Genomic DNA, 11,997 nt, shown 5'->3' on the forward strand with positions numbered 1-11,997 from the left:
TCCAGATCATGAATGCCGGATCAATAAGCAATGCTGTGCAAGTCTCGCTCCACCGGCACTTCCATGCCCTCCTCATCCGAGGAGCAGGGTTCGAAGCTGGACGCGCCCTTTCTATCTTCGTGCGTTACGTATCTCGCCATGAACCAGCCCCAGGCCAAGACCGGCACCTCCGCCCCTCCCGCCGCCAAGACCCAGTCCGCCCCGGCCTCCTCCAACAAGGCAGCCGTGGAGGTCGACCTCGCCTACATCGATGGTGTGGCCTACCCCATCCACAAGGGCGAAACGATGCTCGCCTTCCTGAAGCGGCACAAGGGTCCCAACCCGGTGCCCACGCTCTGCGACGCGCCCAACCTGGAGCCCTTCGGCAGCTGCCGCGTGTGCAGCGTGGAGGTGGCCCTTCAGGAGGACGGCCCCAGCAAGGTGATGGCCAGCTGCCACATCCCCGTGGGCAAGGGCATGTACATCACGGTGAACAGCCCGCGCATGGAGCGGCTGCGCAAGAACATCGTGGAGCTGGTGCTCACCGACTACGACACCGAGCGGCTGAAGACCGAGGACCACGGGCGGAACGAACTGTACAATGTCGTCCAGCAGATCGGCTTCGACATCGACAGCGTGCGCTACCCCAAGGGGAAGAACCACCTCGACACGCCGATGGACACGAGCCATCCGTACATGGTGAGCGACCTCAGCGCGTGCATCAGCTGCTACCGGTGCGTGCGCGCGTGCGACGAGGTGCAGGGCGAGTTCGTGCTCACCATGGCCGGCCGCGGCTTCGACAACCACATCGTCAAGGGCACCAACGAAAGCTTCAAGGACAGCGATTGCGTGAGCTGCGGCGCCTGCGCACAGGCCTGCCCCACCAGTGCCATCACAGACGTGTTCCGCGCCAAGGAGACCAAGGCCGATGAAGTGGTGCGCACCGTGTGCACCTATTGCGGCGTGGGCTGCAACCTGGAGGTGAAGGTGAAGGACGGCAAGGTCGCCGGCATCACCGCACCGCTGGAGGCCGAGGCCAACCAGGGCCACACCTGCCTCAAGGGCCGCTACGCCTTCCGCTTCTACGACCACCCCGAGCGCTTGCGCACCCCGCTCATCCGCAAGAACGGCGAGCTCGTGCCCGCCACCTGGGACGAGGCCTACGACTTCATCGTGGACGGCTTCATCCGCATCCGCGAGCAACATGGTCCGGACGCGCTGGCCGGCGTGAGCAGCGCGCGCTGCCCCAACGAGGAGAACTACCTCATGCAGAAGTTCTTCCGCGCGCAGGTGGGCACCAACAACATCGACGCGTGCGCGCGCGTGTGCCACAGCCCCACGGCCCTGGGCATGCAGAAGACCTTCGGCACCGGCGCGGCCACCAACAGCATCGACGACCTGAAGGACACGCACACCATCATGGTGATCGGTGCGAACCCCACCGACGCGCACCCGGTGACCGGCGCCAAGATCAAGCAGCAGATCATGAAGGGGAAGACCCTGATCGTGATCGACCCGCGCCGCACCGAGCTGGCCCGCTACGCCCACTACCACCTGCAGCTGAAGCCCGGCACCAACGTGGCCCTGCTGAACATGATGATGCACTTCATCGTCAAGGAGGGCTGGGTGAAGCAGGAGTTCATCGACCAGCGCACCGAGGGCTGGGCCGATTTCAAGAAGGAGATCCTCGCCGTGGACATCGACGCCATGGAGCGCGAGACCGGTGTGGACCGGAACCTGGTGCGTGAAGCCGCGAAAGCCTACGCCAGCTCGCCCGCCGCCATGAGCTTCCACGGCCTGGGCGTCACCGAGCACTACCAGGGCACCTTCACCGTGATGCAGATCGCCGACCTGGCGATGATGACCGGCAACATCGGTCGCCGCGGCGTGGGCGTGAACCCGCTGCGTGGCCAGAACAACGTGCAGGGCGCGGCCGACATGGGCTGCCAACCCCACCAGGGGGCAGGCTACTTCGCGGTGGACGAGCCTGCGAACATCCGGATGTACGAGCAGTTCTACGGCGTGGAGCTGCCCCACCACGCGGGCAAGAAGATCCCGCAGATGTACGACGCCATGCTCGCGGGCACGCTGAAGGCCTTCTGGGTGGCGGGCGAGGACATGGCGCAGACGGACCCCAACACCCTGCACGTGCGCAAGGCCCTGGGCCAGCTCGAGCTCTTCGTGGTGCAGGAGCTCTTCATGACCGAGACCGCCAAGCTCGCCCACGTGGTGCTGCCCGCCAGCAGCTTCCTGGAGAAGAGCGGCACCTTCACCAACGGCGAGCGCCGCATCCAGCGCGTGAACGCCGTGGTGGAGCCCATCGAAGGCACCAAGAGCGACGGGCAGATCACCTGCGACATCATGGAGCGCTACGCCGCGAAGACCGGCAGGCGCAGCGGCAACGCCAGCAAGGAGTACCACCCGAGATGGGTACTGGAGGAGATCAGCCGCATCGTGCCCTTCTTCGCCGGGGTGAAGTGGGACGAGCTGGGCGAGAACGGCAAGCAATGGCCCGTGAAGCCCGACGGCAGCGACACCAAGATCCTGCACGCCGACACCTTCAAGCGCGGCCTCGGCAAGTTCATCTTCAACCAATGGGAGAAGAGCCCCGAGGTGCGCGAGAACGAGAAGGACTACCCCTACATCATCACCACCAACCGCGAGCTGGAGCACTACAACTGCGGCGCCATGACGCGGCGCACCGGCAACGGCGAGATCCTCACCGAGGACGTGCTGCTGATCAACCCCGCCGACGCGGAGAAGAACGGCATCGCCGAGGGCGACATGGTGTGTGTGGAGAGCCCGCGTGGCAAGGTGGACATCAAGGCCCGCATCACCGACGAGGTGAAACCCGGCATCCTCAGCAGCACCTTCCACTTCCCGGAGATCATGCTCAACATCATCACCAGCAGCGTGAGCGATTCACTGGCGATGTGCCCGGAGTACAAGGTGGTGACGTGCAGGATACGCAAGGCGAAGAAGGCGCACCTCCGTCAGGCTGGAGAAGTGGTACTGAAAGCCTGATCGATGCGCATCTACATCGACACCTCGGTCTTCGGTGGTTGTTTCGACGAGGAGTTCGAGGAATGGTCCTTGAAACTCTTCGAGCTGGTCGCAACCGGCAAATACACGGTGGTGATCTCGGATGTGACCGAGGATGAGTTACGGGATGCACCCGCACATGTCCGCGAAGTATTGAAGGACCTTTCGCAGAAGCAGTTGGAGGTGGTCAAACTCACGGAGGAGTCAAGAGCATTGGCCCATGCCTATGTCAAGGAGCGCATCGTCACCGCCAGGTGGAAGGCGGATACGGAGCACATCGCTGTCGCCACCATCGCCCAGGTTGACCTTCTGGTGAGCTGGAATTTCAAGCACATCGTGAATTACGACCGCATCCGGCTCTACAACGCTGTAAATTTGAAGCACGGCTACAAATTGCTCGAGATCCGTAGCCCAAGAGACCTGACCACATGAACACCGAAGCCAGAAAGAAGAAGCGCTTTGACGCCGTGGCCATGGTGCGCGAGATACGTGAGGCCCACTATCGCCGAGACACCGACCCCAACTTCGATCCAGCGGAGTTGAAGCGCATCAAGGCAAAGTGGACCAAGTTGCTTGAGGAGGACCTGAAGGCGCGGGGTAAGAAAGCGGCTTAACAACCGACGAGGTGAAGCCTGCCTACCGGCAGGCAGGCCCGGCATCCTCAGCAGCACCTTCCACTTCCCCGTGATCATGCTCAACATCATCACCAGCAGCGTGAGCGACAGCCTGGCGATCCCGTTAGGGCGGGACAGGTCGTGCCCGGAGTACAAGGTGGTGATCCCGCTGGGGCGGGACAGGCTGTGCAGGATCCGGAAGGCGCGGAAGGCGCACTTGAGGAAGGCCGGCGAAGTCCAGGTGAAGGCATGAGCTTGAGAGCACTGCTGACAGCGGTTCTAGCGCTATGCCTGATCGGGGCAACGCTGCCATCGCACCCGCTTCATCTGTCCGGTACAGTTCGGTTCAAGAGTGAGCGAGTGGACTTACGCGTGGAAGGGCTCAGCCTCTTTGTGAAAGCAGGTGGTCGGATCCTTGCGAAGAGCGATGTTGATAAGGATGGTCGATACGCCATCAACTTTACTCCAGGTGACCAACCTACTGTCGACTTCTACTATGCGGGCCTTGGTCACGATACCACCTTCATCAGGTCCTTCACTCGTTTCGAGAGCGATGTATTGATCTGGAATATTGACTAATGAGCACGCATTGGAACCTTAGTGCGCCTGCCTGCCGAAGGCAGGGCCAGGTGGACATCAAGGCCCGCATCACCGACGAGGTGAAGCCCGACATCCTCAGCAGCACCTTCCACTTCCCGGAGATCATGCTCAACATCATCACATCAAGTGTGAGCGACTCACTGGCGAGCCAGCTTTGGCGGGACAGGTCGTGCCCGGAGTACAAGGTGGTGATCCCGCTTGGGCGGGACAGGCTGTGCCGGATCCGGAAGGCGAAGAAGGCGCATTTGAGGAAGGCGGGAGAGGTGGTGCTTAAGGCGTAGGTTCTTGGGGCGTTCCGGCTCGAAGACTCGCCGTCGGGCCATCCGCTCGTAGTCCTCGCCGCCCTCGTTCCTCAGTCGGCTGTGGGCTTTCCGCTTCAATGCGTCGCGCGGCTTAGTTTTGACTTGAGCAATTGACCGATGGCAAAGAAGCAGTACAAGGTTCCGGTTTCCGGGGTGGTGGCGCAGTACGCCAGGACGAGCCTTGGCCTATCGGTCGTGGATGCCTGCAAGATGCTGGAGATTGAGGCTGAGGAATTGGAGGCCATTGAATCCGGTGTGGAGCAGCCAGGGATTTTCTTGCTCAAGTCGATGGCTAGGGTCTACAAGCGGTCTTTGACTTTCCTGCTCCTCACCGAGGTGCCTTACGAGAAGCCGTTACCACGCGACCATAGGACAGCCGGCTCTGTCAAGCTTGACCATTTCCATTCGAAGACCATCCTTACAGTTCGGAAAGCCCGTACGCTCGCCATCTCTCAAATAGACCTGCTCAGGAACTTGAACTTGCCGGTGCCGGCGTTCAAGCACCGCTCGACGTTGCAGGATGATCCCAAGGCATTAGGACAAAAGCTGAGGCAACAGCTTGAGTTGTTCCACCTCCGCGAGGAGGGTATTACAGATGCGCAGGCCTTGGAACATACCATCGAAGCGGTCTCAGCTCTTGGCGTGCTGGTCTATCAACTGAGTCTGACCCAGGACGGCCTACGGGGCTTCTCCGTTTTGGACGAGGAGGTACCGATCATCGTTCTGAAACGGCGAGGGGAAATGCCGACCGCGAGATTGTTCACGCTTTTCCATGAACTCGGTCACGTCATCCTTGGAGAAAGCGGCATGTGCGACCTGCACGCAGCAGATGGGGAGGCAATAGAACATTGGTGCAACAGCTTTGCCGCAGAGGTCCTGTTGCCGAGAGAGGAGCTGCGGCAACACACGGTGGTCGTTCAGCACCTCGCTGCAAATGCGGGTAAAGAGTGGGCAAGGGTGGAGTTGGCCAATATCGCCAAGGGATACCATGACGGCTTGGAGGTGGTATTGCGGGCATTGCTTTCTGAGAAGCTCACCACGCCAGAATTCTATGAGGAGCACCACCTGAAATGGAAAGAGAAAGCCTTTGGACGGGCAAAGAAGGGCCAGCCACGCGATACGATCAAAGGGAAAGTGCAGGAACGCGGACGTTCGTTCGTGCGCTTGATCTTCAATGCCTTTGACCGTGAACGGATCGGCGCCATTCAAGCCTCGCAACTCCTTGATGTGCCGATGGACCGCTTCTCCCAAGCCCGTCAACTGGTAGTATGATGAACTTGTTCGATGAGGATGAGGCCATCTATGCGTTCGACAGTGATGCGTTGGTGACACTTGAGCGATACTACAGCGACCTATCCGTCTTCGATGCGCTTTGGCAGGACCTGGCATGGCTTTCCCTCGCAGGCCGCTTCAAAGTCATCGACTTCGTGTACGACGAGGTAGTGGATAGCTACAAGGGCGACCGGGGGTTCCTGAAGTCCTGGTTGAAGAAGCAGCGCAAATACTGCTTCTGGGAAACCGATGAGAAGGCGATGATCTTATCGCAGCGGGTCATCAACGAGAATGTTAGGTCTGGGTTTCTGAAGCCTGGCAAACTGATTGGAGAGCGGGATGAGGCTGATCCATTCCTGATCGGGACGCTGCGGTAGAAGGTTTCATCATTGTCACCAAGGAGAAGACAACGGTCTCCAACAAGTTGCCGCAAGTGGCAGCGAAGTATGGTGCTCGCACCATCGGCATCGCGGACTTCTTGAAGGATCGCGGATTCAAGCTACAGCGCGGGTCTTAAACTCCCCCGCTGCCGCGAGTCTGTGAATCGTGGCCTTCACCGCACCCCAGCCACCCCCTTCATCACCGCTGCGCTCATCCGTTAGGCTTGTTCGTCGTGCCGCAGTCCGACCGTGTGGTCGATGGTATGTACCGGCTTGCCCAGTACCATGATCGCTGAGGTCAAGTGCGTGGCCCCACCATTGGGAACGAACGTTCCGGGCTCACATCAAGAAGCCGTTCTCCTGCTCCACGGGGCCGGGGATGTCGGTATCGCCGATCATTTCGCGCAGGTCGATCTCAATTCCGCGTGCGATCGAGGTGATGGGCACATCGTTGTAGGTGCCTTCGAAGGGGTTCTCGGAATAGTCACCGATCATCTCCATCAGGAAGAAGATCCAGATGATGAGCGCGCTCAGGAAGGGTGATACCCAGAAGAGCCAACCCGCTGAACGGCCGATGACATCGAGCATGCCCAGCGGCACGAACACGGCGAAGACAAGCGTCAGCCACAGCGCTGTGCTGGCGTACTGGCGCGGGAAGGGGAAGTTCTTGATCCGCTCCGCACGTCCCTGTTCCGCATACAGCTCAGCGACATGTCCGTGGAAGGCCATGTGCCGGAAGTCATCGAAGTAGCCGGCATCCCGCAGCTCCTGCAGACGGATGCTCTGGTTGCGCAGCAATTGGGTGGCCAGGTTGCTTTGCTGGTACACGCCGGACAGCTCCTGCTCGGGCAGGTATTTGGACATCTCCGCCTTGCATACCGGTCCGGGTTGCTCGCTCATCCGGGGCAGGTTCGCACTGTGCTCCAGCTCACGCGGATGCTCCCAAGCACGGGGCATCCGGAGCTGGTGGCGAAGGGCGGTGAGCCAGGCGATATGGCGATGGACGAGCTCGCGGCGGATGGCCTGGTCGTCCGGGCCCTTCACGAACGAGCAGACCGCAGCACCGAACGCGCGGCTGCTGTTCACGATGCCGCCCCAGATCTTGCGCGCCTCCCACGTGCGGTCGTACGAACTGTTGTTCTTGAAGCCGAGGTAGAAGGCCACCGCGATGCCGATGACGCTGATGGGCTGCCAGGGGATGCTGAGATCCGTGTGGAGCAGGTGAACAAGGATGTTCACCACGGTTGCGTAGGCCAGCCCGATGACAAAAGACCTCCTGGATCAGAAAAAGGTCATGAAGAAGCCGTAGTTGCGCTTGATGTACATGGGTGTGCTTGGGAGCGTGAAGATGGGGAATGCGGCAGGTCGTCGCTTGCATCCGCGATCGACCGGTCCGGAGATGCACGGGACAAGGGCCTCCACGGTTGAGCTCATGCCTGGCATCGCACCACGGTGGCCATCACCCACTCGCCCGCGTTTGCAACGCGGGCGATGATCCCGGCGCGCTTGCAGCGCGCACCGCTTCCGGCTCACATGGGTCATGGTCGTTGCAAACGACCTGCTTCCACGCCCGCGTTACAAACGCGGTCGAGCTCTGGCCAACGCGGGTCAGCGAAGGCTACCCCATCGGGTGGAAAGCCCGCGCGGGCACGCCTGCCCCGGGCCTGACCCGGGGGTGGACATCAAGGCCCGCATCACCGATGAGGTGAAGCCGGGCATCCTCTCTGGCACCCTCCACTTCCCGGAGATCGTGTTCAACATCATCACCATCAGCGCGCATGCACCACCTCGAACCGTGCCCGTGCCAGGCTGCGGCCGTTGGCATCACACAGGGTGGCCACATAGAGCCCCCCGGCCAGCGGGGAGGTGTCCACAACGACGCCGTCCGCTGATGCACCCGCCTGCTCCACCAACCGGCCAGCAGCATCCGTGATCTCGATCCACGCCGCCTGGGCCGCGCCGTCAAGGCGGATGTACATCGCATCATCCGCAGGATTGGGGCCCAGCGTCATGACGTTCATGTCGGTCGCTTCTTCCACAGCCGCGACCAGGCAGTTGAGGATCACGCCCACGTAGGCACCGCTGCTGGCGGCGATCACGATGTCCGGGAGCGCATCGGCATTGAAACGGCCCACGGCGAAGTCGATGGGATTCACGGCGGCGATGGAATGCACGGGAGGGCCGAACTGGCCCGCACCGTAGCCCGGGAACACCCGCACCGAATTGTTGGCGTAGTCCGCCACCACCAGGTCGCCGAAACCGTCGAGGTCCATGTCCACTGACCGCACCAGCGCGGGACTGATGCCGCCGTACATCGTCACGGGCGCCGCGAAGCCACCGGTACCATCGCCCATGCGGAAGGAGAGGGAGTCCGGGGACGGATACGAGTTGGACACCACCACGTCCATGTCGCCGTTCGCATCCACATCGATCGCCGAGGCGAAGATGCTGGTGTGCGGATGCGTGACGTGGGTCCGCGTTCCGAAGGTGCCGGGCCTTGTGCCCCACAGGATGCTCCAGAAGTGGACGACCTCGCCCAAGCCGGCCAGGTGGGTGTAGAGCACATCGAGGTGGCCATCCTCATTGAAGTCGGCGAGGTCCAGGGAAGTGGCCGGGACATCGGTGGGATGATCCGCGTGCGGCTGGAAGGTGCCATCGCCGTTGCCGATCAGCACGGCCAGGCCACCGCCACCCGCGCCATGGGGAACGAGCAGGTCGATGGCCCCGTCGTTGTCGAGGTCGCGCGCCATCAGGGTCCACGTTTCCCCGGAAGGGATGGCGTACGGGACAGGGGCATCAAAAGCTCCGCCGCCCAGGTTGAGCAGCACCTGCACATGGTCCACATGCGCGGTCACCAGGTCCGCGCGCGTGTCGCCGTTCAGATCGGCCGCGATGATGTCCACCGGGTACATCCCCACCGGCAGCGTGACGGCGGGCTGGAAGCTGCCGTCCCCATTACCGAAGAAGATCGACAGGTCGCCAGTGAGGTGGTTGCTCACGGCCATGTCCAGCAGTGTGTCATCGTTCAGGTGGCCGGCGGAGATGCCCCAGAGGTCAAGGCCGCCCGAGGCGACGAAGCCGGTATGGTCCAGGCAGATGTTCTGGCTGCGGAGCCCGCCGCCCAACGTGAGCAGGACCAACGCGCATGGAACGTCGAAGCGCATGGTCCGAAATTATCACCCTGGATGCGCCGCGCTCCGATCCTGGTGCCGCTCCGTTCAAAAGGATGGGCGATCGTTATTCACCGGCACGGTGCTGATCGTGCCTTAGCCCGCACGGCTACGCGTCTCCTACTTCCGCAGCTGGCGCGGATCTGTGATCCGTGTCCACCTCATCCAGCATAAGCAAGCCAGCCGATCGGCTGTCACTTCCGCATCCACCTTGCATTGGGGCTCATCCGATAGTGCTTGTCATCATAGGCCATCAATCGAGGGTCAGCAGTGGCCTTCTTGGACACATGCGGCTCTCGCCCGGCGCGGATGGCTGCGCGTTCCACACACCGGAAGTGGTGGTTGGCTAGTCGCTTGTAGGGCTTCGCCGTACTGCCTTTACAGATACCGAAGTAAGGTGTATGTTTCCTTGAACGGGCCATAGCAGGTCAAGACGACTGTTGTGCGGCGCGGGTTGTCCGACTCGTGCCTCTCCCGCTCGCCCGCGTTTGCAACGCGGGCGATGATCCCGGCGCGCTTGCAGCGCGCACTGCTTCAGGCGTACATGGTTCATGGTCGTTGCAAACGACCTTCTTCCACGCCCGCGTTGCAAACGCGGGCGAGCTCTGACCGTGCCGGACCCGGAAGGCGAAGAAGGCGCATTTGCGGAAGGCATTCGCTGCCGCGGGTCTGTAGCTCACGCCTATACCGCCACCACCCGCCCCTGCATCCACTCACCGATCTCATCCGCAGACGAACGACCTTCAGCGACGCGGATGGTCAGCTCGTAGAGTTCATCCTGCGTTGCTTCGATCCGGAAGCCCTCCTTGCGCAAGAGCAGAAGTGCGAGACCGAGGCCTGTGCGCTTGTTACCGTCCAACCACGGATGCCGGATGATCACGCTCTCCATCAGCGCGGCAGCCTTGGCGACCGGTGAAGGATAGAGATCCTCACCACCGAATGTTTGGTATGGCCGTGCCAAGGCGGCTTCCAAAGCACCCTGATCTCGCAAACCCTGCGCTCCTCCGAATGCCTCGATGGAACGCGCGTGAAACTTTTCGGCGAGGTCCAACGAGATCATTTCGCGAGCCGGGCCAACACCTCCCGGTTCTCCTCGATGATCTTGTCGATCAACTGATCGTCGCTCTCCTTGGTAGAGCCGACCTTCAGCTCATCGAGCAGATCGATGAGCTTGATCAACGCCTTGTCTGAAAGGCCTTCGATGGCTTTCGCGGCCTTCTCGCGGAGTTCCTTGGTGCTCATGGGTTGCGCCGTAGCACGGCGGAGGTGTATGGTCCAACAAAACTAACGCAACAGCCCCCCCCCCAATGCAGGGCCACCTGCTTTGGGCTCGTTCGCCCGTGCCGGTCCGTCCGAGTGGTCGATGATATGTACCGGCGCGCCGCCCACACGCGGCGCAGCGCTGATGGGAACAGACTCTAGTACTACCTTCTTAACGATCCTTGTGCTCCAGCTGCCAGCGTGGACCGATCTGCGCCACTACCTTGTCCGAACATCCAAGCCCGCGTGCACACCAGCCGTTCCTTCCTCGCTTCGCCGCTCCTTTCATCGCTGGTGATCATGGCCTCCTGCGACGCGCAGGTCCCGGCATCCACAGCGGGTGATGTGGTCGTTGCAGCATCGCCGGGACAGGAAGTGCGCATGGACACCGCCCAGATCTCCGACTACATCGTTGCGGCCTTGGAGGATAGCCAGGGCAACCTTTGGTTCGGCACCGTGGGCGATGGTGTGGTCCGCTACAGCGCCGACCCATCGGTCGTTCCGGGAGAACGCCTCCGCTACTTCACCTCGAAGGATGGCCTCGCCGACATGGTGGCCTCCAGCATCGTGGAGGATAAGCAAGGCCACATCTGGATCGGATCGCACGATGGCGCTACACGTTTCGACGGCAAGACCTTCACCGCCTACAAGGCACCGGAGGGATTGCACGGGGCGGGCTGCGTTCTGCTTGTGGACCGCAACGGGACCTTGTGGGCCGGCACCAACGATGGCGCCTTCCGCTTCGATGGCACGCGCTTCCAGCCTTTCGACATTCCCACTCCAGCGATCAAGGAACCTTCTCACAAGTGGGTGGCCGGCAAAGTGTGGGAGATCATCGAGGATAGCCGGGGTAACATCTGGTTCGGGCGCGATGGGTACGGCGCGTGCAAGTATGACGGCACGTCCTTCACCCATTTCACCAAGGAGGACGGTCTCTGTAGCAACAACGTGGCGAGCATTGTGGAGGACCCGCAAGGCCACCTCTGGTTCGGATCCATCACCTCGGACTTTCCGCCAGTACAGGAAGGTGGTTTGGCCCGTTACGATCCTTCGGCTTCGCTCAGGACAGGTGGCAAGGCGTTCACGCAGTTCCCCCACATGAAAGGGCTGACCGCGAACGACATCTATAACGTCTATAGGGATCGCTCAGGGAACCTCTGGATAGGTGCGGTCCGTGTGGGCGCGTACAAGTACGACGGGAAGACCTTCACACTGTTCGACCGCACCGACCGGCCTGACCTTACCAAGTATTTCGGCATCCAAGCGTTCGTGGAGGACCGGCATGGAACGTTGTGGTTCGGCTTCAGCGGTGGGTTGTTCCGCTTCAATGGGACCGTGTTCAAGAATGTGACACGGGGTGGGCCGTGGCAGCCCTGAT

General features: G+C 61.6%; 11 protein-coding genes and 1 pseudogene. 8 read left to right on the top strand and 4 right to left on the bottom strand.

Annotation, left to right across the window (positions count from 1 at the left end; translation table 11 throughout):
* Positions 1 to 138 precede the first annotated feature (138 nt).
* The 7 genes from fdhF (at position 139) to IPM49_09790 (ending at position 6,186) form a co-directional block, all read left to right on the top strand.
* The gene (gene fdhF, locus IPM49_09760; protein MBK9274811.1) at positions 139 to 3,003 is read left to right on the top strand and encodes a formate dehydrogenase subunit alpha; all 2,865 of its coding nucleotides are present in this window, start codon (positions 139 to 141) and stop codon (positions 3,001 to 3,003) included.
* A 3-nt stretch (positions 3,004 to 3,006) separates the two neighbouring features.
* Positions 3,007 to 3,453, top strand: coding sequence for a PIN domain-containing protein (locus IPM49_09765; GenBank protein ID MBK9274812.1), 447 nt, complete (start codon positions 3,007 to 3,009; stop codon positions 3,451 to 3,453).
* Positions 3,450 to 3,635: a hypothetical protein gene (locus IPM49_09770; protein ID MBK9274813.1), complete on the top strand. Its 186-nt coding sequence runs from the start codon at positions 3,450 to 3,452 to the stop codon at positions 3,633 to 3,635. Before IPM49_09765 ends, IPM49_09770 begins: the two co-directional genes overlap by 4 nt.
* Positions 3,636 to 3,705: 70 nt before the next feature.
* Positions 3,706 to 3,888, top strand: a complete 183-nt coding sequence (locus IPM49_09775; GenBank protein ID MBK9274814.1) for a hypothetical protein — start codon at positions 3,706 to 3,708, stop codon at positions 3,886 to 3,888.
* Between the two features lie 325 nt (positions 3,889 to 4,213).
* Positions 4,214 to 4,516, top strand: a complete 303-nt coding sequence (locus IPM49_09780) for a hypothetical protein (protein MBK9274815.1) — start codon at positions 4,214 to 4,216, stop codon at positions 4,514 to 4,516.
* A gap of 138 nt (positions 4,517 to 4,654) precedes the next feature.
* Positions 4,655 to 5,809 carry an ImmA/IrrE family metallo-endopeptidase gene (locus IPM49_09785; GenBank protein MBK9274816.1) on the top strand — a complete coding sequence of 385 codons (1,155 nt, stop codon included), beginning with the start codon at positions 4,655 to 4,657 and terminating at the stop codon, positions 5,807 to 5,809.
* Positions 5,809 to 6,186: a DUF4411 family protein gene (locus tag IPM49_09790; protein MBK9274817.1), complete on the top strand. Its 378-nt coding sequence runs from the start codon at positions 5,809 to 5,811 to the stop codon at positions 6,184 to 6,186. Before IPM49_09785 ends, IPM49_09790 begins: the two co-directional genes overlap by 1 nt.
* A 342-nt stretch (positions 6,187 to 6,528) precedes the next feature.
* Here the strand turns inward: IPM49_09790 and IPM49_09795 are convergent.
* The 4 genes and pseudogenes from IPM49_09795 to IPM49_09810 all read right to left on the bottom strand — a co-directional run bounded on the left by IPM49_09795 (position 6,529) and on the right by IPM49_09810 (position 10,601).
* Positions 6,529 to 7,515: pseudogene (locus IPM49_09795) on the bottom strand (hypothetical protein).
* 443 nt (positions 7,516 to 7,958) lie between these two features.
* Positions 7,959 to 9,353 carry a T9SS type A sorting domain-containing protein gene (locus IPM49_09800; protein MBK9274818.1) on the bottom strand — a complete coding sequence of 465 codons (1,395 nt, stop codon included), beginning with the start codon at positions 9,351 to 9,353 and terminating at the stop codon, positions 7,959 to 7,961.
* A 688-nt stretch (positions 9,354 to 10,041) separates the two neighbouring features.
* On the bottom strand, positions 10,042 to 10,419 hold the full coding sequence (locus IPM49_09805; GenBank protein MBK9274819.1) for a type II toxin-antitoxin system death-on-curing family toxin: 378 nt from the start codon (positions 10,417 to 10,419) through the stop codon (positions 10,042 to 10,044).
* Positions 10,416 to 10,601: a hypothetical protein gene (locus IPM49_09810; protein ID MBK9274820.1), complete on the bottom strand. Its 186-nt coding sequence runs from the start codon at positions 10,599 to 10,601 to the stop codon at positions 10,416 to 10,418. Before IPM49_09810 ends, IPM49_09805 begins: the two co-directional genes overlap by 4 nt.
* A 264-nt stretch (positions 10,602 to 10,865) precedes the next feature.
* Here IPM49_09810 and IPM49_09815 point away from each other — a divergent pair, with 264 nt between their 5' ends.
* Positions 10,866 to 11,996 (top strand): hypothetical protein, encoded by a 1,131-nt coding sequence (locus IPM49_09815; protein MBK9274821.1) that lies wholly within the window; start codon positions 10,866 to 10,868, stop codon positions 11,994 to 11,996.
* Position 11,997 lies beyond the last annotated feature (1 nt).

The sequence above is a fragment of the Flavobacteriales bacterium genome, assembly GCA_016715895.1.
GTDB lineage: Bacteria > Bacteroidota > Bacteroidia > Flavobacteriales_F > PHOS-HE28 > PHOS-HE28.

Bases quoted from the DNA above. Each gene is read 5' to 3' on its own strand.
- IPM49_09810 (MBK9274820.1), bottom strand. From the start codon at position 10,601: ATGAGCACCAAGGAACTCCGCGAGAAGGCCGCGAAAGCCATCGAAGGC.
- fdhF (MBK9274811.1), top strand. From the start codon at position 139: ATGAACCAGCCCCAGGCCAAGACCGGCACCTCCGCCCCTCCCGCCGCC.
- IPM49_09780 (MBK9274815.1), top strand. From the start codon at position 4,214: ATGAGCACGCATTGGAACCTTAGTGCGCCTGCCTGCCGAAGGCAGGGC.
- IPM49_09790 (MBK9274817.1), top strand. From the start codon at position 5,809: ATGAACTTGTTCGATGAGGATGAGGCCATCTATGCGTTCGACAGTGAT.
- IPM49_09800 (MBK9274818.1), bottom strand. From the start codon at position 9,353: ATGCGCTTCGACGTTCCATGCGCGTTGGTCCTGCTCACGTTGGGCGGC.
- IPM49_09785 (MBK9274816.1), top strand. From the start codon at position 4,655: ATGGCAAAGAAGCAGTACAAGGTTCCGGTTTCCGGGGTGGTGGCGCAG.
- IPM49_09805 (MBK9274819.1), bottom strand. From the start codon at position 10,419: ATGATCTCGTTGGACCTCGCCGAAAAGTTTCACGCGCGTTCCATCGAG.
- IPM49_09770 (MBK9274813.1), top strand. From the start codon at position 3,450: ATGAACACCGAAGCCAGAAAGAAGAAGCGCTTTGACGCCGTGGCCATG.
- IPM49_09765 (MBK9274812.1), top strand. From the start codon at position 3,007: ATGCGCATCTACATCGACACCTCGGTCTTCGGTGGTTGTTTCGACGAG.